The following is a 22,266-nucleotide window of genomic DNA, read 5'->3' on the forward strand; positions in this document are numbered from 1 at the left end:
TGGCTGGGGCTCGAACCCAGGACCCTCTCCTTAAAAGGGAGATGCTCTACCAACTGAGCTACCAAATCAAAATGTTTTCTTGTTGTATTAAGGTCGTTTTCCTTAATTGCGACTGCAAAGGTAAGAGGTAAATAATTAAATGCAAGACCGAAATTTTAAAATTCTGATATTCATTTTTCTGGGACTCCTATATTTCCAAGAACCTTCTTATTCTCAAGAAGTTACAAATGACTTAAAAATTGCAGATTCATTGTTTCAAAAGAAACTCTATACGCAATCTCTTACCCTCTACGAAAAAATAGTGCGTGAAGAACAAGTCGCCTCACCTGCAATGCTCTTAAAGATGGCCTTTATTTATGAAAGTCTAGAAGACCTAGGGAAGGCGCTTTACACTTTAAACAATTATTACGAACTCACTTCAGATAAAAAAGTGCTCGTAAAAATGAATGAAATGGCTCAACAAAATAACCTGGAGGGCTACGATACAAATGACTTCAACCTCTTTTTGAAGTTCTTTGATGAAAACCGAAATTACTTTGTGCTGGCGTTTTTTGCCCTGAGCGTTCTAATTCTCAGTATGATTTTAAAGCGAAAGAAAAAGTTGGAAGAAAATTCTTTAGGATTAACTATAGGTTTAGCCTTCTCACTTCTACTCACTACTTATTTGATTAACTTTTCGCAATTAGCTCCAAAAGGAATTATCACTTCTGCCAATGCCTATTTAATGAGCGGGCCATCTGCTGGAGCAGACTTAATCGAAATCACGGGTGAAGGCCACAAAGTGGAAATTGTGGGTCAAAAGGATATTTGGGTTGAAATCAAATGGAAAAATGGCCGGGCTTACATTAGAGAAAACAACCTTAAGAAATTGCCTTAGAGGCAATGAATCATCCTTGCAAATCTAAAACTGCACTTTAAATTTGCAAGGACTGTCTAACGGTCTACCTCACCTAAAACGATATCAATAGAGCCAATTACCGCAATCAAATCGGAGATTAAACCTCCCTTTGAGAGTTCATTGATAATAGACAGGTTTACGAAACTTGCACCTCGTGCTTTGCAACGGAACGGCACATCAGATCTTCCATCGGCACGGAAGAAAAAGCCAGTTTCACCTTTTGGGTTTTCGGCTCGAATGTAGAAGTCTTGCGCTTTAGGCCTTATTTTCTTTGGCGCTAGTGCGCGAGGGTCAAAATCACGAGTTCTTTTGTGTTCGCCTGTCAGCTTTTCTAAACATTGCTCGATAATCTTCACCGACTCATAACATTCTTGTACTCGCACCCAAGTCCTGTCCCAACAGTCGCCTAAGGTTCCCGCTTCGCCTTTACCTACTGGTATATCGAAATCTATTTCAGGGTAAACCGAGTAGCCATCTACTTTTCGCAGATCGTACTTCAACCCAGAACCACGGAGCATTGGGCCAGTGATGCCATAATTAATCGCTAAATCGACAGGCAAAACCCCAACATTGGCGGTTCTGTCAATGAATATTTTGTTATCGATGACTACTCTTTCTAGCTCCATAATTTTAGGCTTTAAGTAAGTAGTAAACTCAAGGCATCTTTCTTCAAAACCTACGGGCAAATCATAAAACAAGCCACCTACCCAAATGTAATTGTAGAGCATTCTCGCACCAGATGCCCACTCTAACAAACGAACAATGTGCTCTCTGTCTCGGGTCATCCAGAAAAAGGCGGTGACCGCACCAATGTCCATTCCGTAAGAACCTAGCGCAATAAAATGAGAGGCCAATCGGTTTAGCTCCGCTACCAAAACGCGGATATATTCTACCCGCTTTGGAATAATTTTATCGACACCCAACATACGCTCAACACCCATGGCATATGCGTGTTCGGTGTTCATCGCGGCCAAATAATCCATTCGATCTACAAAAGGAATGATCTGATTATAAGGCAGATTTTCAGCATGTTTTTCGAAGCAGCGGTGTAGATAACCGAGATGCGGAACTACTTCAATTACTTCTTCGCCTTTGGCCAAAACCTCTAAACGAAGTACCCCGTGGGTAGAAGGGTGTTGCGGACCAATATTGATTATCATCTCCTCTCTTTTCAAATCTTCTGACTTGAATTTTTGAGGAGCCGACTTGCGCAAATTCTCCTGATCGAAGATATATTGTACCTGATTCGCCACTTAATACTCTACTTTAATTCCGCGATAATATTCTTGCTCTTGGTAGTCTTTTCTGAGCGGGAAACCGTCCCAGTCGGCTGGCATTAAAATCCTTCTCAAATCAGGGTGATTATTGATGTGGATGCCGTACATATCGTAGACTTCACGCTCTTGCCAATCGGCAGTTTTCCATAAACCACAAAGGGAATCGATGGCTGGTTTTTCCCTTGACAATTCCACCTTTATCATCAAATGATGATCGAAAGGAATGGAATAGAGATTATAAACCATCTCCATTGTATTCGCTTCTGAGCCGTTGTCTAGGCCAGTAATGCAGGAAAGTGAATCGAAATAAAGCTGATTATCCTTCTGAAGGAAATCCATGACCTCCACCAAGTTTTCAGCCTTAATAATAATGGCCTTTGGCGAAGCATTTTCATCTGTAGAAAGAATGATTTCTTCTCCTAAACTGGTTTTAATATGGGCTACGATTTGCTCGAAATTCATGCTACTTTGGCTTTCTTTTCCAACAACTTTTCAATGGCTTTTGGCGCAACAATGGTTTCCTGTCTTATTTTTTCTTGAAGCTTAAGCAAACCACCAATTAAAGCTTCTGGCCTTGGTGGGCAACCCGGCACGTAAACGTCTACAGGAATTATTCTGTCTACTCCTTTTACCACATGGTAGCCATGCTCCCAATACGGGCCTCCACAGTTGGAACACGAGCCCATGGACACCACATAACGCGGTTCAGCCATTTGCTCATAAAGTCTTCTTACGCGGTCGGCCATTTTAAACGTTACCGTACCCGCTACAATCATAACATCTGCTTGGCGCGGACTAGCAAAAGGCACAATACCGAATCGGTCTAAATCATAGGGGGTAGATTGAGCACCCATAAATTCAATGGCGCAACAGGCCGTTCCGAAGGCCATTGGCCACATTGAGGACAGCCTTGCCCAGTTGATGAGGTCATCCAATTTTGAAATGACAATACCCCCCTTCTGTATGTTTCGATCTAAAAGCCCCATTAGTCCTTATACTTTTGATATGCTTCACTTGGGATTGGCGATTTGAAATCGGAAACTCGGTTCACTGGTTTTACCCAATCTAAATATCCTTTTCGCCAAGCATAAGCCAAGCCCAAGGCCAATATAAAGATGAAAATGAACATCTCGATAATAGCAAACCAAGCCCAAGTGTAATCAGTACCCTGTATCAATTCTTTATCACCAAAAATAACGGCCCAAGGAAATAAATAAATGATTTCCACTTCGAATAAAAGGAAAATAATCGCCACAATGTAAAACTTGATGTTGAACTGACCCCAAGCACTACCGATGGTCTCTTCACCAGATTCATAAGTTGTCAGTTTTTCGTAATTGGGTTTTTTGGGACGAATAATACTGGCTGCAATAAGCCCTACCGACACGAATGTGATGGCTCCCAAGATAAAAATCAATACCGTTCCGAATTCTGTAAGGTTAGGCTCTATCATTCTTATTTAAAACTTCAATGGGTCGATATGCTGAAAATGACCATTCATTTGAATTCGTTCCTTGGCACGCTCCATCTCTCTCACAAAGGGTATGGCGCGCTCCATATGATTGATCAAGTAATTGTATCGCTGCGACTGGTTTTCCATCTGCAACATATCATATTCTTGCTCCAAAGATAAGCCCAATTTATGAGCCAGCTCATATTCTTCCGTCAAATCCGCAACATTGAGTTTATGGTCCATTTTAATTAGTTCAACAAACTGACTGGCCAAATCTTTTAAACGCTGCCAGCTCACAACATCTCCATCCTGAATGTTGTCAATAAAAGCGACCTTGCCTCCTGAATATAGCTTTCCGCTAACAATTTCTTGAAAGGTAATTAGCTCAAATACCCGTTCACAACGAACCGTAATATCCATCTCTCCTGAAGGGTAAGTTTTAACCACTTTTTCTACTCTCATTTCAGATCCAAACTCCATAACTCCTGTATCAAACACTGGAATTCCAAAGCATTTGTCTTCGGCAACGCATTCAGCAATCAGTTGCTTATATCGGTCTTCAAAAATGTGGAGGTTGACTTTTTCTTTTGGAAAGACAACAAGTTTTAGGGGAAAAAAGGGTAGAAATTCTTCCATGGCAAAATCTTAGGCTTACAAAAAGAAAAGCCCCTTTCGGGGCTTTTTGTTTACATATTCTTTATGATTTCATCTCCAAATTCTGAGCATTTAAGGAGTGTTGCTCCATCCATAAGTCGCTCGAAATCGTAGGTTACTCGTTTTTTAGCAATTGAAGCTTCAAGCCCTTTGTAGATCAGATCAGCGGCTTCTTGCCAACCAAAGTACTCAAGCATCATTGCACCAGACAAAATTACTGAACCTGGATTCACTTTGTCCTGACCAGCATATTTTGGAGCGGTACCGTGGGTAGCTTCAAAAATCGCGTTGCCTGATAAGTAATTGATGTTTGCTCCTGGTGCAATACCAATACCACCTACAATAGCAGCCAAAGCATCAGAAACATAGTCGCCATTAAGGTTCAATGTTGCGATTACTGAATACTCAGCTGGTCTTAAAAGGATTTGCTGAAGGAATGCATCGGCAATCACATCTTTAATGATCACTTTGTGTCCATCTTTTTCAATGATCTGCCAAGGGCCACCTTCATAATCTTTAGCTCCGTAGCTATCTTTAGCTAATTCGTAACCCCAAGTTTTAAAAGCACCTTCGGTGTATTTCATAATGTTACCTTTGTGCACTAGAGTAACAGAATCTCTTTTTTGTTCGAAAGCGTAATCGATGGCACTTTTCACCAAGCGATGTGTTCCTTCTTCTGAAACTGGTTTTAAACCATAACCCGCGGTTTCAGGGAATCTTACTTTTTCGAATTTTTTAGGGAAAGTAGATTTCAAAAAGTCATTCAATTTTTTTGCGTCTTCAGTTCCTTTTTCGAACTCAATACCTGCATAAATATCTTCGGTGTTTTCTCTAAAAATCACCATATCGCAAAGCCCTGGCTCTTTTACTGGTGAAGGTGTTCCTTCAAACCATCTTACTGGGCGAACACATGCATATAAATCCAATTCTTGACGAAGGGCAACATTCAATGAACGAATTCCGCCTCCTACTGGCGTAGTCAATGGACCTTTTATTCCTACCAAATACTCTCTAAAAGCATCTAGCGTAGCGGCTGGCATCCACTCGCCTGTTTCGTTAAAGGCTTTTTCTCCTGCCAAAACTTCTTTCCAAACTATGCTTTTTGCACCACTGTAAGCTTTCTCTACAGCGCTATCCAAAACCTTTTGGGCGGCTGGCCAAATATCTACACCAATGCCATCTCCTTCAATAAATGGAACTGTAGGGTTGTTGGGTACATTTAGAACCCCGTTACTAATGGTTATTTTTTGTTCGCTCATTTCGTTAAACGGTTATTTGATTCGTAATTTGAGTTAATCGTGCTAAGGTAAGAAATTATCTAGGTTGAAAGTTCCACAATTTGGACTTTCCCGGCAATTTCAAATTCACTGCCTAGGCCACCTTAATAACTCTCCTTGTCACTAGGGAAGTCTTTAGCCTTCACATCTTTTACATAGTTCGTTACCGCACTTTTAATTGTAGCTCCTACATCTGCATACTGCCTTAAAAAACGCGGCTTAAACTCGGTGGTAATCCCTAACATATCATGAATTACCAATACTTGGCCATCTACATGTGGGCCAGCTCCAATACCTATGGTTGGGATATTAATTTCTTCTGAAACACGCTTGGCCAATTCTGCTGGAATTTTTTCCAATACAATGGCATAGCAGCCACATGCTTCTAAAAGCTTAGCATCTTCAATAAGTTTATCAGCCTCTTCTTCTTCCTTGGCCCTTACAGAATAGGTTCCGAATTTATAAATAGACTGAGGTGTTAAACCCAAATGTCCCATTACTGGAACACCAGCGCTCAAAATTCTAGTGACTGATTCTTTAATTTCGGCTCCGCCTTCCATCTTCACACTATGTGCACCAGATTCTTTCATAATCCTAATGGCAGAACGTAAGGCTTCTGAGCTGTTTCCTTGGTACGAACCAAAGGGGATGTCTACTGCTACAAAAGCACGCTTTACTGCCCGAACCACCGAACTGGCGTGATAGATCATTTGATCGAGCGTAATGGGCAAAGTAGTTTCGTGCCCCGCCATTACGTTAGAGGCTGAATCGCCCACAAGGATTATATCTACACCTGCTTCATCTACCAAAGAGGCCATTGAGTAATCATAAGCCGTAAGCATAGAGATTTTCTCTCCACGGTCTTTCATGGCTTGCAGCTGGTGTGTAGTAATTTTCTTTATTTCCGATTTGTGTATTGACATGTCGATAAAATTAAAGGGGTAAATATAAACATTTACCCCTTCTTGTTTTGCAAAGTATAGCGATGGCTATCTACGGTTATTTTTCATTGAAGATGTGTACATCTCTTTGTGGGAAAGGAATTGAAATTCCTTCTGCATCGAATGCTTTTTTCACCTTCTCAATCATGTCCCAGTTTACGTTCCAGTATTCTGGAGTATTTACCCAGGCACGCACAGTAATATCTACGCTGCTATCTCCTAAATTACCTACCCTTACCATTGGGGCTGGATCTTTTAAAAATCGGCTATCACTTTCAATAATTTTTAAGATAATGCCTTTGGCTTTTTCAAAATCATCTCCGTAACCAATACCAAAAACTTTGTCCCATCTACGATTTTCCTCCATAGAGAAGTTAGTAATATTGGCACCTGCTACTTTTCCATTAGGTAGAAAAATAGTTTTATTGTCAGGCGTTTTCAGCACTGTATTCATAATAGAAACACTATTTACAGCCCCGCCTGTACCATCAATTTCTACATAATCTCCTGCCTTAAAAGGCTTAAGGGTCAATATTAATATTCCTCCCGCAAAATTAGACAAGCTGCCTTGAAGGGCTAAACCAATGGCCAAACCAGCAGCACCAAAAACTGCCAAGAAGCCTGAAGTTTCAATACCAATTTGAGCAATTACTGCAAAAATTAGGGCCGCATAAAGGGCTACCTTTACCACCCCAACCAGAGTTGGAATTAGGATTACATCAATCTGTCTCTTTAAAAGAGTCTTATGGGTCAGTTTTACAAGACGCTTTATCACCCAAGAGCCAATAATCAGGGTAATAATTGCCCCTAAAAAACTTAGCCCATAACCTACTACATAGGTTTGCAAAAGGTCCAATACGCCATTTAAACTTTCTTGTAAATCAGATTCCATGTTAGTTAATCGTTTAAGGTTTTGTAGGCCTAACATGAGGCCAGACCTGATATTAAAATTTAATACAAATATGCTGAGAAATCGGAGTCTGTCAAACTCACTTGTATATGTTCCTGAATGGTAGTGGCTAATTCAAAGCCTTTGTAGTCTACCGAGATTGGAAAGCGTTTGTGACTTCTATTTACCAAAACTGCAGTTTGTATTTTTTTCGCCCCCATTTTCAAGAAGGGATCAAGAGCATAGATCATGGTTCTTCCTGAGTTCATTACGTCATCAACAAGAACCATGGTAAACTGTTCAATTTTTGGGAAGTCTGAAAACTCTACCTGAGGCTGCACTGGAGCATCCTTTTCTACACTCAATTTAGCCACATGCACTTTAATGCTAGAAATGGACTCGATTTCCTTCTTCAGTATTGAAGAAATTTTCAGCCCATTTTCCGCTACTCCTACCAAAATAATGTCTTTGAGCTCATGGTTCTGCTCATAGATTTCGTAGGCCATCCGCCTGATTTTTTGTTCAATCTGGCTTTTATTTAGAATCTGCTTCTCTTTCAACATATAGTTTTGAGCTACTCTCCTGCGGACAGTGGCATTACTTTGCTATCCTTAAAAGTAGAGAGTATGACCATAGACTGCAAGTTATCTACCACAGATATATCACTTACTTTCTCTAGCATCAGTTTTTGATAGGCTGCAATATCGGAAGCGATTACTTTTAGAACAAAATCTCCAGATCCTGTAACGTGATGACATTCAATCACCTCATCTATTTTGTTGATTTCTTCTAAAAAAACATCAATGTTCCCGCGGTTGTGCCCCTTAAGGGTGGCATATACAAAGGTGCTCACGCCAAGACCTATCTTATCGGTATCGAGTTTAGCATGGTAGCTTTTTATTATTCCTGAAACTTCCAACTTTTTTACTCGCTCCAAGGTTGGGGCTGGAGAAAGCCCTATTTCTTTAGAAAGTTGCGCATTGGTGATTTTTGCATTTGACTGAAGAATCTCTAAGATTTTTTTGTCAATTTTATCGAGTTTAGCGTTTTGACCCATTGTTAAGTATTTGACGAAATAATATTTTGTATATTAAGCATTTATTGAAATAAAAACAATATGAAATTACTGAATCGGAGTATAATCAACGCCTATTCTTCTTAATTTCTTTTTCTAGCTCTCTAGCCTTCTTATTGGTTTCCGTTCTACGTTTAGTGTTGTCTCGTATTTTATCAAGCATTGGTGAGGCTTCATCGTACCGCTGCTCTTTAACATAATATTCTGAAAGGTGAAGGAGGGAATAGATGTAATATCCAGACTCCTCAAGCTCCAACGCATTTGAATAGGCAATGGTTTGGAGATAGTATGGCTCTGCCTTATCCCAATCATTTCTTTTTCTATTAATATCGGCCAAAAAGAAACTTGCATACCTGCCACTCATTTCTTCATAACCCAAAACACCATTATTTATTCTGTTCATAATTTCTATCGACACCTTTTCGGCATCTTGAAACTGCCCTGCTGTGTATAACATTTGGGCATAAAAGCGATGGAAATATGGGTTTTGTGGGTACTGTTCATTCATGTATTCGGCCCATCTCAGCGCGTCAAAAGTTTCGTTCAACTCAAAAGCTTTAATGCGCATTAAAAAGTAGATGGCCTCTACCCTAGTATAAAATGCATTTGTTGCTACAGTTTGCATTTGCTCTACACCCAGTTTTTTATCTCCCTTTGGAAAGAAAAACAAAACGGGTCTTAAAAGTGGATATTCTTCTCTAATCCAAACGGAGTAGTAATTAAACAGGGCGTCACCAAATAGAATTTCGGGGCTAAAACTTTCGTTGCCATGTGTTCTCTCTAGATATTTAAGGGCCAGTCTTCCAGCGTTAGTGGCTCTTCCCCAGTTTCTTTTTTCTGAATGATATCGACCTTGAAAACCATAAGAACCGGCTAAGAAGAAGTTAGCTTCAATATTGTCCTTATCAATATCTATCATGGCCTCGGCCTTTACTATTGCGGTATCCATGTAGGCTAAAAATTCTTCGCCTAAGGGTGATTCCTTTTCTAAGTTGGGCATCATTTGCCACCAAGTACTAATTCCGTATAAAAAATAGCCAAGGGGATGTTCTGGAAAGTTGTACTTGATCCAGTTGAATTCAACTTCTGCTTTACGAAAGTCGAAATTGTACATATAATCAACTGCATCGGTAATCTCTTTCTGAAGGTTCATATTGAGCAAAAGATACTTGGCAGTATCGCCCAAAACTTTGTCCTTTTGCACCTGCGCATTCACCACATTTGGCACAAATAAAAAAAGCACAAATACACCTATAATAACCTTCTTCAAAACCTTCAACTTGATTTATGTGCAACAGACGCGCAAAAGTACTGCCACACAGCCGATTCACAATACGCTTAACTAATTTTATTATTGCATTTAGCCATTAATCGTAGATTTGTCTGAAATTGTTTTGCTATGCCAAGGGAATATACACCACTAGAAGTTAAAATGAAGGAGTACACTTCCATCAATAAAACGATGGTGTTTATATTAATATGTATCATTTCGTTTCTACTTCTCTTTATTCAGCAAACATTTATCATTAGTGAAATCAACGCTTTCAAATTTATGGATGGCATGGAGTCGCTTGTGTTTCAAGCGATTGCTGGGCTTAAATATATTGGAGTACCCATAGTGTATGCTTGGAAGTTTACGCTAATAGGTTTCGTTTTATGGACAGGCTGTTTTTTGTGGGGATACAGGGTTACCTACAAGCAGTGTTGGCAAATAGCCATGTTTGCCGAAATGATCTTCTTTATACCTGAAATACTGACTATCCTCTGGTTCTTTTTTATCGATACTGACCCAACTTATTGGGATGTAAAGGCTTTTGAACCTTTATCGTATATGAATTTTTTTAACCACGAAGAAGTGCCAGAAAAATATTGGTATGTAAACTCTGCCCTCAATGTTTTTGAAATTGGCTATTGGATTCTGCTGACTTACGGGGTGAATTTTGCGGCAAGAAAAAAGAAGTCGATTGCTAATGCTATAGTGTTTACTACCTATGTTCCGCTCTTTTTACTTTGGCTTTGGTTTTACTTAGGAGTGTATAAGTAGACCGTGTCAAACCACCTTGATTTAGGTCAGTATTTTATATTTCACTTGGCCTTTCACCGCATTAATAAAATTTAACCCTTCTACAATCTAAATTTTACTAATTTCACGCCCTGCAAATAGGTTTATAATTGCTAATGGTGTTCCGTTCGTTAGTGCTTTTTAACGAATGAGCCCACTACTAAAAATATTGAAATGACAGATTTTAAGAAATTCAATAACCTCACCGGATGGGCTGTTTTTCTAGCTTCATTGGTTGTTTACATTTTGACCATTGAAGAAACAGCCAGTTTTTGGGATTCGGGCGAGTTTATTGCCATTGCCTATAAATTAGAGGTATCTCACCCCCCAGGCGCACCACTTTATATGCTTATCGGACGTATGTTCTCCTTTTTTGCGTTTGGAGATGTAACTCAGGTAGCTTATTGGATTAATATGGTAAGTGCTGTATCGAGTGCTTTTGCAGTGCTTTTTCTGTATTGGACCATCGTAATGTTGGGCAGAAAATTGATCAATGCTGAGTTAGGTAACGAAACCAATGTTCAAAAAATATTACTTGCTGGAGCAGGTGTAGTAGGCGCAATGAGCTTTGCCTTTACTGATTCCTTCTGGTTTTCAGCAGTAGAAGGTGAAGTGTACGGAATGTCTTCATTCTTTACTGCCTTTGTGTTTTGGGCTATGCTCAAATGGGAAATTGTGGATGATGAAAGCGGAAGGAATAAATGGATCGTGTTGATCTTTTATATGCTTGGTCTTTCTACAGGAGCCCACCTTTTAGGATTGGTTACTTTACCTGCACTAGGTTTAATCTATTATTTTAAGAAATACGAAAACCCGAATTGGAAAGGAGCTTTTGCCGCAATGGGTGTTTCCTTGTTCTTGGTGCTCCTCATTAACTCTTTCATTATTCCGGGTCTGCCTACGCTAGCAGGTAAATTCGAAATTACCTTTGTAAATACCTTTGGTTTGCCTTTTGGTTCTGGGGCCTTATTTATGATCGCCTTGCTAATAGCAGCCATTGTTTTTGGGTTAAAATGGACCAGAAGAAAGGAATTCGTTACCCTAAACACTTTGATCCTAGGAATCACTTTCGTGCTAATAGGCTATTCATGTTATGCTGTAATTCTTATTCGTTCTAAAGACAACCCTGCGATTGACCAAAACAATCCAGAGAATGTAATGACTTTTATCTCTTACCTTAAAAGAGAGCAGTATGGCAGCAGACCTCTTCTTTATGGCCAATATTATAATGCACCACAACCAGAAACCAAAAAAGGTGCACCTGTATACTATAAAGACAAAGACGAATATAAAATCTCTGATTATAAAGTAGAGACAACCTATGACGATGCTTGGTCTACTTTTTTACCAAGGATGTATAGTTCTTCTCCTGCCCACAAACAAAAATACATGGCCATTACTGGCCTGAGGGAAGGTGAAAAACCAACTTTCTTAGACAACATGGCTTTCATGTTCTCTCACCAAATTGGTCATATGTATGTCCGTTATTTTATGTTCAACTTCTCTGGAAGGGAAAGCGATGTTCAAGATGCAGATTACTTAACAGCGCTAGATGGCAATAAAGATGTTCCCGATTTTATCAAGAATAATAAATCGAGAAATCAGTATTATATGATTCCATTGATTCTGGGACTAATTGGTTTCTTTTTCCAATTTAACCGAGATCCCAAACGTTTTTCGGCCACACTTATGTTCTTTGTTCTAACTGGCTTGGCATTGGTAATCTACCTGAATTCGCCACCAATAGAACCAAGAGAGCGAGACTATATTTATACAGGATCGTACTATGCGTTTGCTATTTGGATAGGCTTTGCGGTATTGGCAATTGGTAGTGCTGCCATGAAACGTGGCAAAGCCCTAGCTTATGGTGCGCTGGCCATTTGTTTAGTTTCCCCAATCATTTTAGCAGCTGAAAACTGGGACGACCATGACAGAACTGGTCGTTACTTCTCAGTAGATTCTGCTAGAAACTTCTTGGCTTCATGTGCTCCAAACGCTATACTATTTACTGGTGGCGATAACGACACTTTCCCTCTTTGGTATGTACAAGAAGTAGAAGGTTTTAGAACTGATGTACGCGTAATTGTACTGAGCTATTACAATACGGACTGGTATATCGACCAGACCAAAATGAAGATGAATGAGTCGGACGCTTTCCCTTATTCTTTGGATATTGATACTTATAGACAAGGCACAAACGACTACTTGTATGTAGACGAACGCCCTCAATATAAAGGCAAAGCAATTGACCTGAAGGATTATATTTCTTTGGTAAAACGCAAGAGTCCGGTAATACAGCGACCTCTTACATCAGGCACCATACTTAATACTGTGCCTGCACGCTCACTTTTCCTTAATGTTGATTCGGCACAGGTGGAAAAACTAGGCATTATCCCGAATAGCTTAAAGAAATATCAAGTAGATAGAATGACATTCACCTTTAAGCAAGGAGAGAACTTCTTAGAGAAAGCGCACTTGATGATGCTTGATTTGATTGCGACCAATAATTGGGAAAGGCCAATCTATTTCAATTACACCTCCGTAAGCTCTGTACCTTTTGATTTAGATGATTACTTGGTTCAAGAAGGCACCACTTCTCGACTTCTTCCGGTTCAAAAACCCGGTAGTATGAGAGATCTGGTAAATACAGATTTGATGTACGACAACGTGATGAACAGCTTCCAGTTTAGAGGATTAGACAATCCTAAAGCCAATCTAAATGGGGATTATAGAGGTTTTGCGCAAAATCACAGATCTATGTTTACCACCTTAGCGGATGCGCTAATTACTGAAGGAGATACTGCCAGAGCCAAAACAGTATTGGACTATGGAATGGAGGTTATGCCTAAAGAATCACTTCCTTACGACATTGCTTCGGTGAGCTTTGTTCAAGCTTACCTAACCATTGGTGAGGAAGAAAAAGCTTTGACCATGGGCATGGAGATAGCCGAAATGTTCAACGAAATGGCCACTTATCATCAAAAGAAAATGCGTTATGATTACGAGTTTAGAAAGTACCTCAACGGACTTCAGTACTTACAATCTATATTTAGCCAATATGGCTATCCAGAACAAGCGGCACGGTTAAGAGAGATGCTTGATGGCCAGAACACTATGCTGACCATCGATAGAAGTAATTTCTAAATGGAGAATTGAAATGGCCTAGAAATCGGTTATTTCTCTAAAATCAAAAATAAATCTAATGCAGTATCTGCATCATCAGTCAGGGGGTAATCTTCCTGACTGATTTCGTTTACAAGCTTAGTGTTTCCGCTGTTGAGCTTGTTTCTGTTCAGTCTGTTTAGAATATCGTAAGGAATTCTAAGCAAGGGCGCTGGCAAATTGTATTGCAAATTGAAAATATCGAAACGCGTAATTCGCTGCACCGATCGTTTATTTTCCTCGTAATAAGCCATTACTTTTTCATTGCCCGTTACCCCTTTCATTTCCACCTTAGTAAAAATTTCAGAAGCTAGATCAGCTAATTGCTGAGCAGTGTATTCGCGCACATGCCAAGGATTTCTGGTCAGGGTTTTTTTGATGTTCGGAGTAGTCAGTATGGCTTTGCCTCCAGGCTTTAATACACGGTAGATTTCTTTCAAAAACTCCTTATCCTTCTTTACATGTTCAATCACTTGAAAAGAAACAACGCAATCAAAACTATTATCAGCTAAATCAGAAAATGGTGGAAATACTGCCTGACGAAAATCTAGAGCTGGATATTTACTTTTCAACTCATCAATTACAGACTGAATTTTATCCAATGCCACATAGCTATCTGCCAAAGGCGCTAGAAGCTCAACGCCACGCCCCTCACCACAACCGAGCTCCAATAAATCTCCTTTTATATAGGGTATAGCCAAATAATAAGCCCTCAATAATCTTTGATGTATAGGATTATCAGAAGCAATTTTATCAGAAGCAATTTCTGTAGTGTAGGTAGCCATGTTTAACTTTTTCCCAAAATTAAACCATTTAGATTACAATGGGCTAATCGAGGCTGCATTACCCTACAATTTGATTACATTTGTTCTCAGTTTTGCTTCGGATGAAAAGGCTTGTATTCACATTAATTCTTACCATTTGCGCTCAATGGCTGTTTTCTCAAAGCCGAATGAGTTCTGCAGACGTTAGCTTTCTTTACAACCAAGATCATGAATTTCTTATTGACCACAGGCTTGCCCAAGATGGTAACAAAGTAAAAGTATATGTTCGCTTTATACTGAATAGTGGCGTGGTTAAAATCAGCGATTACGAAATTCAATACGATATTCGTGATAGTTACATTGATGAAAAGCATGTAAACTCCGCTACAAGGTTAGATTCTGCTGCTCTAATTGCTACTGGTTTTCGCGAGTTTATCTATTCATTCGAGTTTGAAAAAACTCCAGACCAGAGCCTTATTGTCTTGGAAGTCAACAACATATTACGCAACAGAAAATTCTTAATTGACATCCCCATTCAAAGAAACAAAAATACTAGAAACCAGCCCTTCCTCATTTTTGAAGCACAACGAAATGTACCTTATTTCTCTCGATTTGTTAATCTAGACCAAGCCGTTCGGTTGGTGAATGTTTTTGGAAATGATGGCAAATACCAAGTTCAAGGAGTTGTTAACAATCAGGCTGTTGCTATCCCCACTTTTGATGAAGGAAGGGTACAAGCTCCCACCGTTATAGAAATTGATACGCTTTATGGGCCAGTAGAGGGTGAAATAATGAAATTTTCTACCGCTGGTTACTATGTGATTAACGATTCTACTGAACCATCAAATAGTATGGGTATTCTGGTGACAGACTCCTTCTACCCTTATTTTGGTCAGTTTGAAAAAATGATTGAGCCTTTAATTTTCATATCAACCAACGATGAGTTTAAAACGCTAAGAAGAGCAACAGATTCGCGAATGGCTTTTGAAGATTTTGTTACCACTCGAATTTCAAATGGGGGAAAAGTAGCACAAGATTTTGTAAAGTTCTATTATAGAAGGGTTCGGAAATCGGCCCATCTTTTTACATCAAATAAGGAAGGCTGGAAAACCGACCGAGGAATGGTTTATCAGATTTATGGGAATCCATTGCAGGTATTTCGGAATGAAGAACAAGAGCTATGGGTATACGCTGCTCCAAACGGAGGGAGAATCCGCTTTAATTTCGCAGTCGTTTCGGCTGAGAGTAATCTTTTGGAATACAGTCTAATAAGAGAAAGTAAATACAAAGAATCGTGGATGGACGCTGTGACCAGTTGGCGTAGTGGAAAAGTAATTGAATGATGATAAGCCAACCAAAAGACGACTTCATATACGGAAGTCGAGCAATAATTGAAGCCATAAATGCGGGAAAGGAAATAGACAAACTACTTCTTCAAAAAGACATTAAAAACGAGTTGACTACTGAGCTGTTGGTGGCTGCTCGTGACTTTAACATTCCAGTTCAAAAAGTACCTGTTGAAAAACTAAACCGGATTACGCGTAAAAACCATCAGGGTGCAATTGCCTTTGTTTCATCTGTGGTGTATGCTTCTTTGGATAACATTATTTCCGAAGCTTACAGTAAAGGAGAAGTCCCTCTTTTGATTGTATTGGACCGTATTACCGATGTAAGAAACTTTGGTGCAATTGCCAGAACTGCTGAATGTGTTGGTGCTCATGGTATTGTCATTCCTTCTAGAGGAAGCGCTCAAGTGGGCAGCGATGCGATGAAAACCTCTGCTGGAGCTTTAAACTTCATTCCTGTTTGCAGGGCAGATAATTTAAAAACTACGTTAAGAGAAATTAGAGACAATGGCATAACTGTTTTAGCTTGTACCGAAAAAGCAACTGATTTGGTATATCAACAAGATTTAACAGTGCCGATTGCATTGCTCATGGGCTCTGAAGAAGACGGCATTTCGCCTGAATACCTTAAACTTGCAGATGAACTTTGTAAACTTCCTATCAAGGGAAATATAGAATCATTGAATGTTTCTGTAGCAACTTCTGTGGTACTATATGAAGTAGTAAGACAAAGGGGTTAACCATTAAAATCTGAAGCAAAAAGGGAGTTTTTCTGTTAGAAAAATTCCCTTTTTGCTTAATTTTCATATTTAAAGGCTAGCTAAATTCTTCTCCTTTGGTTTTGGCATCGTGTAAAAACTCACGGAATTTTTTCTCTGCATCTTTTTTACAAATAAGAATTACGTTATCTGATTGAGTAATGAGATAGCCTTCTAAGTCTTGTACCACAATTAGGGTGTCTTTTGGCCCTTTTACAAAGCAGTTTTTGGCATTATACAATAACGCCTTTCCATCTACTACATTACCATGGTCATCCTTGGCCTTTATCTCATGTAAAGAATCCCAACTCCCTAAATCAGACCAATCGAATGTTCCCTTTACCATAAAAACATTGCTGGCTTTTTCCATAATACCATAATCAATGGAAATACTTTTGCATTGAGCGTAGGCATCATTAATAAACTCCTGTTCACCTGAAGTATAATAAACATCCTCCCCTTCTTCAAAAATCATTGCCAAATCAGTAAGATGCTCATGTAAGGCTGCCACAATAGTTTCTACAGACCAAACAAAAATTCCAGCGTTCCATACGAAGTCCCCACTTTCGACAAACTTTTGAGCCAGCTCCAATTCAGGTTTTTCAGTAAATGTTTTCACTTTTTTCACCTTTTTCAAAGGGCTAGAATGGTACTGGATATAACCATACCCTGTTTCTGGCCTAGTCGGAACAATTCCTAAAGTAATAAGCTTATCTGAGCCACTTGAGGCTTTTATTGCTGTATTTAGGTTTTGTGTGAAAAGATTCTCTTTAAAAACAACATGATCAGAAGGGGCAATAATCATAATCGCTTTAGAATCCTTTTTCCTTATTTTAAAAGCAGGATAAGCAACTGCAGCAGCAGTATTTCTTCCTACTGGCTCTAAGAGTATTTGATCATCAGAAAGAGCTGGAAGTTGTTCCTTTACTAAGTTATAATATCGCTTGTTGGTTACGATATAAAAGTTCTCTTCTGGACATATTGTCAAAAAGCGATCATAAGTCATTTGGAGTAAAGTACGACCTGTTCCTAAAACATCTAAAAATTGTTTAGGCTTATCTGCACGGCTATAAGGCCAAAAGCGGCTTCCTATTCCGCCCGCCATAATCACTACATAATGATGTTTCATGCTATATTATTCCTTCGTTTATCAAATCTTGGATATGGATAAAGCCAACTATGTTTTCAGCGTGATCTAAAACTACCAAATGGTTGATTGAATGCTCTCTCATTTGATTCATGGCGCGTATTGCAAATTCGCCCTTCTCAATTGTTTTTGGATTCTTAGTCATCACTTCTCCAACGGTTCGATGCTCAAAGCTCATATCTTTTTCGATCATTCGCCTAATATCCCCATCAGTAAAAATACCCGTCAGTTTTCCATTATTATCCACAACGGCTGTGGCACCTAAACGTTTCTTCGAAATTTCAAGAATACTCTCTTTTACTAAATCCGTTTGCTTTACAATTGGCAATTCGTTCTTAGGGTAAATGTCTTCTACTTTCAAGTATAACTGTTTACCTAATGATCCGCCCGGATGGTACTTTGCAAAATCTTTACTGGTAAACCCTCTGCACTCTAATAAACAGACCGCCAAGGCATCGCCCAAAGCCATATGCACGGTGGTGCTAGTGGTAGGTGCTAAATTATTTGGATCTGCTTCCTTATCAATTGTTGCGTTCAACACATGATCCGCCTGTTTGGCCAAATCCGAATCTAAGTTACTCACTAGTGCAATCAACTTAGCTCCCGTTCTTTTAATCAGTGGAACCAATACTTTAATTTCAGGAGTATTTCCACTTTTCGAAATACAAATAACTACATCATTCGGTTGCACCATACCCAAATCACCATGAATGGCGTCTGCTGCGTGCATAAAAAGTGAGGGGGTTCCTGTCGAATTTAGGGTCGCTACAATCTTATTTGCTACAATTGCGCTCTTTCCTATACCTGTTATAACAACCCTTCCCTTTAATTCTAAAATTAATGAAACGATAACTTCAAAACTATCGTCAATAAATTCGGAAATTTGCCGAATCGCATCCGCTTCTTTGAGAAGTGTGTTTTTGGCTGTGGTTTGAATATTTTTTGCTAATTTCAACTTAATGGCGTTTGAAACATGTGCAACAAAGATAAGGATTCGCCCAAACGTTTTTAAGAACTGGATATATTTATAGGAAGTGTGGAGGAATTAAGAAAAAAATTAAAAGAAGTATTCGGTTACGATACCTTTAGAGGCAACCAAGAACCAGTAATACAAAATATTTTAGCAGGTAAGAATACCTTCGTGATTATGCCCACTGGGGCTGGTAAATCGATGTGTTATCAAATGCCTGCCATTGTTAGACCTGGAACGGCCATCGTAATATCGCCTTTGATTGCTCTGATGAAAAATCAAGTGGATCAAATGAATGCTGTGGGCATTAATGCCCGTTTCTTGAATTCGACTTTAACCAAGAGTCAGATCAACAAACTTAAAAAAGCAGTGCTCGCTGGAGAAGTAAAACTGCTATATGTTGCACCAGAGTCGCTCACCAAAGAAGAAAACGTAGAATTTCTTAAGCAGGCAAATATTTCTTTTGCCGCTATTGATGAAGCGCACTGTATTTCAGAGTGGGGTCACGATTTTAGGCCCGAATACCGCAGAATTAAAAGTATTATCGACCAACTTGGCGATTTACCCATTATTGCGCTTACGGCTACAGCTACCCCAAAAGTACAGTTAGATATTCAGCGTAACCTACAAATGGAAGAAGCCGACCTTTTCAAGTCGTCTTTTAATCGCGAAAATCTCTATTACGAAGTTAGACCTAAGAAATCGATCAAAAAGCAATTGATCAAGTTCATGAGGGAAAACAAAGGCAAATCAGGAATTATCTATTGCCTTAGCCGTAAAAAAGTAGAAGAAATAGCAAACTTCCTTCAGGTCAACGGCTTCAACGCCAGACCATATCACGCTGGCTTCGATCCTGAGGTTCGAATCAAAAACCAAGATGATTTTCTTAACGAAGAAGTAGACGTAATTGTAGCCACCATTGCTTTTGGAATGGGTATTGACAAACCAGATGTTAGGTTTGTTATTCACTACGATGTACCAAAATCACTTGAAGGCTACTATCAAGAAACAGGTCGTGCGGGTAGAGATGGGCTCGAGGGGCAGTGTATTATGTTCTACAGCTATTCAGACATAATGAAGCTGGAGAAATTCAACAAAGACAAACCCGTTACCGAAAAAGAAAACTCTAAAATTCTACTGGATGAAATGAGTTATTACTCGGAGTCCACAGTATGTAGGAGAAAACAATTGCTCCATTATTTTGGAGAAGAATATGATGACACCCAATGTCGTGAAAGCGGCATGTGTGACAACTGTCGTTATGAGCGTGAAGAATACGAGGCAAAAGACTACATAAAAACCACCATTCAAGCAGTAACCGAAACGGACGAAAGGTTTGGCTTAGGGCACATTGTAAATGTGATTCGTGGTTCACAAAACCAATACGTTAAAAGTTATAAACACAATAAACTGCCAGTTTTTGGAGCTGGCAAAGAGCAAGAAGAAAGTTTCTGGAAATCTGTAGTTCGTCAAACCCTTCTTTACGAATTCTTGGCCAAAGACATTGAAAATGTTGGTGTTTTAAAACTTACGCAAAAAGGTAAAGACTTCTTAAAAAACCCGTATTCATTTAAACTCACTAAGGATCATGATTTTAGTGATGTAGATTTAGGTGAAGATGATGGCAATGAAGTAACACATCAGACCACGACAGGGCAATCTTTCGATAAAGTACTTTTCGACCTCCTAAAAGCAGAGCAAAGAAAAGTTGCCAAAGAGCATGATTTACCTCCATACGCTATTGTTCAAGAGCCATCTCTTCAAGAAATGGCCACCACCTACCCAACCACAGAGGAGGCGTTGAGCAATGTAAATGGTATTGGAATGGGCAAGGTTCAGAAGTTTGGTGCTCCATTCCTTAGAATTATCAATAAATATGTTGAAGACAACGATATTGATATTGAAGATGTAGTAGTAATCAAGTCTTCTGGCTCAAAATCCAAAAACAAAATCTATATCATTCAACAGATTGATAGGAAGATAGATTTGGAGGAAGTAGCCGAAATGAAAGGTTGGAGCATGGAAACCTTACTGGACGAAATGGAAATTATCTGTTTCTCTGGCACCAAGCTTAATCTTGATTATTACTTAGAAGAAATCATGGATGAAGACCGAGAGGAGGACATTCTTGACTACTTCCTAAACGCGGAAAGCGATGATATTCAACTTGCTTTAGATGAGTTTCAAGATGAAGATGTTTCTGAAGAAGACCTTCGTTTAGTGAGAATAAAATTCCACTCAGAGTACGCAAATTAATTACCTTTACCGCTTCAAAAATTTCAAATTTCATGAACATTCTTGTGTTGGGTAGTGGCGGACGCGAACATGCTTTTGCTTTAAAAATTTCGCAAAGCCCACGATGTAAAAAACTATTTGTAGCACCTGGAAATGCGGGTACTGCTGCCATTGCCGAAAACGTAAATATTAAAGTAACCGACTTTCAAACCATTGGTGAATTTGTGATCAAAAATCAAATTGACCTGGTGGTTGTTGGGCCAGAAGACCCATTGGTAAATGGTATTCGAGATTATTTTGAAAAAGATGATCAGCTAAAAAATGTATTACTAGTTGGGCCTGGAGCAAATGGTGCACAGTTAGAAGGCAGCAAAGATTTCTCTAAAGATTTCATGAATCGCCATGGAGTTCCTACTGCAAAATCTAAAACCTTTACAATTGACACACTGGAAGAAGGCCTCAATTATGTTTCGAGCCACCCTACTCCCATTGTTTTAAAAGCAGACGGTTTAGCAGCTGGAAAAGGAGTAATTATTTCTGAAACAGCAGAGCACGCTCGCGAAACCCTAAAAGAAATGCTGGTAGACGCCAAATTTGGCGAAGCCTCAAGTCGCGTAGTGGTTGAGCAGTTTTTACACGGAATCGAACTTTCTGTTTTTGTATTAAGTGATGGCTCAGACTATAAAATTCTACCCGAAGCCAAAGATTATAAGCGTATTGGAGAGAAAGACACAGGTTTAAATACTGGAGGCATGGGTGCTATTTCACCAGTTCCTTTTGCTACCAAAGAATTTCTAGCCAAGGTAGAAGAAAAAGTAATTAAGCCAACGATCAATGGTTTGAAGCAAGAAGGCATCGACTACAAAGGATTCCTTTTCATTGGCCTTATGAATATGGAAGGCGAGCCTTTTGTAATTGAATATAACGTCCGAATGGGCGACCCTGAGACACAATCCGTTTTATCCAGAATTGACTCCGATTTACTAGAAATCCTAGAAGGTTCTGCAAATGGTACCCTTAAAGAAAAAACCTTTAGTGTTAGTTCACAAACTGCCACCACTGTGGTAATGGTTGCTGGAGGTTACCCTGAGGCTTATGAAAAAGGCAAAGAAATTACTGGAATAGAGCATGTAAATGAGGCTACTGTTTTTCATGCAGGAACTCAGCTAAGCCCAGCAGGTAAAGTACTGACCAACGGAGGTCGTGTTTTGGCAGTTACAGGCATGGGTACATCAGTAGAAAAAGCCCTTGAAAATGCGTATAATGGGGTGAGTAAAATTGCTTGGCAAGATCAATATCACAGAAGAGATATTGGCCAAGACATCCTAAATTTGTTAAAATAACGATTTAACGGCCAA

At 39.3% G+C, this 22,266-nt stretch carries 21 protein-coding genes; 7 read left to right on the forward strand and 14 right to left on the reverse strand.

What is annotated here, in order from left to right; translation table 11 throughout:
• Window positions 1–139 precede the first annotated feature (139 nt).
• Window positions 140–877, forward strand: a complete 738-nt coding sequence (locus AAC026_RS19000) for a hypothetical protein (protein WP_339605877.1) — start codon at window positions 140–142, stop codon at window positions 875–877.
• A 56-nt stretch (window positions 878–933) separates the two neighbouring features.
• Here AAC026_RS19000 and AAC026_RS19005 read toward each other — a convergent pair whose 3' ends face one another.
• The 11 genes from AAC026_RS19005 to AAC026_RS19055 all read right to left on the reverse strand — a co-directional run bounded on the left by AAC026_RS19005 (window position 934) and on the right by AAC026_RS19055 (window position 9,734).
• Entirely contained in the window at window positions 934–2,151 is a 1,218-nt protein-coding gene (locus tag AAC026_RS19005; RefSeq protein WP_339701479.1) for an NADH-quinone oxidoreductase subunit D, read from the reverse strand.
• Entirely contained in the window at window positions 2,152–2,637 is a 486-nt protein-coding gene (locus AAC026_RS19010; protein ID WP_339701482.1) for an NADH-quinone oxidoreductase subunit C, read from the reverse strand.
• Complete coding sequence (nuoB, locus tag AAC026_RS19015; protein ID WP_053223883.1) at window positions 2,634–3,161, reverse strand: NADH-quinone oxidoreductase subunit NuoB; 528 nt, start codon at window positions 3,159–3,161, stop codon at window positions 2,634–2,636. Before nuoB ends, AAC026_RS19010 begins: the two co-directional genes overlap by 4 nt.
• Window positions 3,161–3,628: an NADH-quinone oxidoreductase subunit A gene (locus tag AAC026_RS19020; RefSeq protein WP_339605880.1), complete on the reverse strand. Its 468-nt coding sequence runs from the start codon at window positions 3,626–3,628 to the stop codon at window positions 3,161–3,163. The genes nuoB and AAC026_RS19020 overlap by 1 nt, the downstream gene beginning before the upstream one ends.
• Window positions 3,629–3,634: 6 nt before the next feature.
• A complete protein-coding gene (locus tag AAC026_RS19025) occupies window positions 3,635–4,264 on the reverse strand; it encodes an LON peptidase substrate-binding domain-containing protein (protein ID WP_339701484.1) in 630 nt (209 codons plus the stop codon).
• A gap of 50 nt (window positions 4,265–4,314) precedes the next feature.
• Complete coding sequence (gene icd, locus AAC026_RS19030; RefSeq protein ID WP_339701486.1) at window positions 4,315–5,541, reverse strand: NADP-dependent isocitrate dehydrogenase; 1,227 nt, start codon at window positions 5,539–5,541, stop codon at window positions 4,315–4,317.
• 122 nt (window positions 5,542–5,663) lie between these two features.
• Window positions 5,664–6,482: a 3-methyl-2-oxobutanoate hydroxymethyltransferase gene (gene panB / locus AAC026_RS19035; RefSeq protein WP_339605883.1), complete on the reverse strand. Its 819-nt coding sequence runs from the start codon at window positions 6,480–6,482 to the stop codon at window positions 5,664–5,666.
• Window positions 6,483–6,558: 76 nt separating this feature from the next.
• On the reverse strand, window positions 6,559–7,392 hold the full coding sequence (locus AAC026_RS19040; protein ID WP_339605884.1) for a mechanosensitive ion channel domain-containing protein: 834 nt from the start codon (window positions 7,390–7,392) through the stop codon (window positions 6,559–6,561).
• Between the two features lie 59 nt (window positions 7,393–7,451).
• Window positions 7,452–7,952, reverse strand: a complete 501-nt coding sequence (locus AAC026_RS19045) for a phosphoribosyltransferase family protein (protein WP_339701488.1) — start codon at window positions 7,950–7,952, stop codon at window positions 7,452–7,454.
• A gap of 11 nt (window positions 7,953–7,963) precedes the next feature.
• Window positions 7,964–8,446 carry an Lrp/AsnC family transcriptional regulator gene (locus AAC026_RS19050; protein ID WP_339605886.1) on the reverse strand — a complete coding sequence of 161 codons (483 nt, stop codon included), beginning with the start codon at window positions 8,444–8,446 and terminating at the stop codon, window positions 7,964–7,966.
• 85 nt (window positions 8,447–8,531) lie between these two features.
• Entirely contained in the window at window positions 8,532–9,734 is a 1,203-nt protein-coding gene (locus AAC026_RS19055; protein ID WP_339701491.1) for a tetratricopeptide repeat protein, read from the reverse strand.
• A gap of 129 nt (window positions 9,735–9,863) precedes the next feature.
• Here AAC026_RS19055 and AAC026_RS19060 point away from each other — a divergent pair, with 129 nt between their 5' ends.
• Together AAC026_RS19060 and AAC026_RS19065 are read left to right on the forward strand one after the other, a co-directional pair.
• Window positions 9,864–10,508 (forward strand): hypothetical protein, encoded by a 645-nt coding sequence (locus tag AAC026_RS19060; protein ID WP_339701493.1) that lies wholly within the window; start codon window positions 9,864–9,866, stop codon window positions 10,506–10,508.
• Between the two features lie 192 nt (window positions 10,509–10,700).
• Complete coding sequence (locus AAC026_RS19065) at window positions 10,701–13,670, forward strand: DUF2723 domain-containing protein (protein ID WP_339701496.1); 2,970 nt, start codon at window positions 10,701–10,703, stop codon at window positions 13,668–13,670.
• A 29-nt stretch (window positions 13,671–13,699) separates the two neighbouring features.
• Here AAC026_RS19065 and AAC026_RS19070 read toward each other — a convergent pair whose 3' ends face one another.
• Complete coding sequence (locus AAC026_RS19070) at window positions 13,700–14,473, reverse strand: methyltransferase domain-containing protein (protein WP_339701499.1); 774 nt, start codon at window positions 14,471–14,473, stop codon at window positions 13,700–13,702.
• A gap of 101 nt (window positions 14,474–14,574) precedes the next feature.
• On the opposite strand from AAC026_RS19070, the gene AAC026_RS19075 reads away from it, so the two are divergent.
• Both AAC026_RS19075 and rlmB read left to right on the forward strand, forming a co-directional pair.
• The gene (locus AAC026_RS19075) at window positions 14,575–15,795 is read left to right on the forward strand and encodes a GWxTD domain-containing protein (protein WP_339701502.1); all 1,221 of its coding nucleotides are present in this window, start codon (window positions 14,575–14,577) and stop codon (window positions 15,793–15,795) included.
• Entirely contained in the window at window positions 15,792–16,538 is a 747-nt protein-coding gene (gene rlmB, locus AAC026_RS19080; protein ID WP_339605892.1) for a 23S rRNA (guanosine(2251)-2'-O)-methyltransferase RlmB, read from the forward strand. Before AAC026_RS19075 ends, rlmB begins: the two co-directional genes overlap by 4 nt.
• Window positions 16,539–16,614: 76 nt before the next feature.
• Here rlmB and AAC026_RS19085 read toward each other — a convergent pair whose 3' ends face one another.
• Both AAC026_RS19085 and AAC026_RS19090 read right to left on the reverse strand, forming a co-directional pair.
• Window positions 16,615–17,685, reverse strand: a complete 1,071-nt coding sequence (locus AAC026_RS19085) for a mannose-1-phosphate guanylyltransferase (RefSeq protein WP_339701505.1) — start codon at window positions 17,683–17,685, stop codon at window positions 16,615–16,617.
• 1 nt (window position 17,686) lies between these two features.
• A complete protein-coding gene (locus AAC026_RS19090) occupies window positions 17,687–18,658 on the reverse strand; it encodes a KpsF/GutQ family sugar-phosphate isomerase (protein WP_339701508.1) in 972 nt (323 codons plus the stop codon).
• A gap of 81 nt (window positions 18,659–18,739) precedes the next feature.
• Here AAC026_RS19090 and recQ point away from each other — a divergent pair, with 81 nt between their 5' ends.
• Window positions 18,740–20,929: a DNA helicase RecQ gene (gene recQ, locus AAC026_RS19095; RefSeq protein WP_339701511.1), complete on the forward strand. Its 2,190-nt coding sequence runs from the start codon at window positions 18,740–18,742 to the stop codon at window positions 20,927–20,929.
• Between the two features lie 32 nt (window positions 20,930–20,961).
• Window positions 20,962–22,251 carry a phosphoribosylamine--glycine ligase gene (gene purD / locus AAC026_RS19100; protein ID WP_339701513.1) on the forward strand — a complete coding sequence of 430 codons (1,290 nt, stop codon included), beginning with the start codon at window positions 20,962–20,964 and terminating at the stop codon, window positions 22,249–22,251.
• Window positions 22,252–22,266: the final 15 nt, after the last annotated feature.

This window comes from uncultured Roseivirga sp. (genome assembly GCF_963973945.1).
Classification (GTDB): Bacteria; Bacteroidota; Bacteroidia; order Cytophagales; family Cyclobacteriaceae; genus Roseivirga.

Excerpts from the sequence above, each read along its gene's own strand:
- AAC026_RS19040 (WP_339605884.1), bottom strand. The coding sequence starts at position 7,392 with ATGGAATCTGATTTACAAGAAAGTTTAAATGGCGTATTGGACCTTTTG.
- AAC026_RS19010 (WP_339701482.1), bottom strand. The coding sequence starts at position 2,637 with ATGAATTTCGAGCAAATCGTAGCCCATATTAAAACCAGTTTAGGAGAA.
- panB (WP_339605883.1), bottom strand. The coding sequence starts at position 6,482 with ATGTCAATACACAAATCGGAAATAAAGAAAATTACTACACACCAGCTG.
- AAC026_RS19020 (WP_339605880.1), bottom strand. The coding sequence starts at position 3,628 with ATGATAGAGCCTAACCTTACAGAATTCGGAACGGTATTGATTTTTATC.
- AAC026_RS19075 (WP_339701502.1), top strand. The coding sequence starts at position 14,575 with ATGAAAAGGCTTGTATTCACATTAATTCTTACCATTTGCGCTCAATGG.
- AAC026_RS19070 (WP_339701499.1), bottom strand. The coding sequence starts at position 14,473 with ATGGCTACCTACACTACAGAAATTGCTTCTGATAAAATTGCTTCTGAT.
- AAC026_RS19060 (WP_339701493.1), top strand. The coding sequence starts at position 9,864 with ATGCCAAGGGAATATACACCACTAGAAGTTAAAATGAAGGAGTACACT.
- AAC026_RS19085 (WP_339701505.1), bottom strand. The coding sequence starts at position 17,685 with ATGAAACATCATTATGTAGTGATTATGGCGGGCGGAATAGGAAGCCGC.
- AAC026_RS19045 (WP_339701488.1), bottom strand. The coding sequence starts at position 7,952 with ATGTTGAAAGAGAAGCAGATTCTAAATAAAAGCCAGATTGAACAAAAA.
- AAC026_RS19065 (WP_339701496.1), top strand. The coding sequence starts at position 10,701 with ATGACAGATTTTAAGAAATTCAATAACCTCACCGGATGGGCTGTTTTT.
- nuoB (WP_053223883.1), bottom strand. The coding sequence starts at position 3,161 with ATGGGGCTTTTAGATCGAAACATACAGAAGGGGGGTATTGTCATTTCA.
- AAC026_RS19050 (WP_339605886.1), bottom strand. The coding sequence starts at position 8,446 with ATGGGTCAAAACGCTAAACTCGATAAAATTGACAAAAAAATCTTAGAG.
- icd (WP_339701486.1), bottom strand. The coding sequence starts at position 5,541 with ATGAGCGAACAAAAAATAACCATTAGTAACGGGGTTCTAAATGTACCC.
- AAC026_RS19025 (WP_339701484.1), bottom strand. The coding sequence starts at position 4,264 with ATGGAAGAATTTCTACCCTTTTTTCCCCTAAAACTTGTTGTCTTTCCA.
- purD (WP_339701513.1), top strand. The coding sequence starts at position 20,962 with ATGAACATTCTTGTGTTGGGTAGTGGCGGACGCGAACATGCTTTTGCT.
- AAC026_RS19000 (WP_339605877.1), top strand. The coding sequence starts at position 140 with ATGCAAGACCGAAATTTTAAAATTCTGATATTCATTTTTCTGGGACTC.
- rlmB (WP_339605892.1), top strand. The coding sequence starts at position 15,792 with ATGATGATAAGCCAACCAAAAGACGACTTCATATACGGAAGTCGAGCA.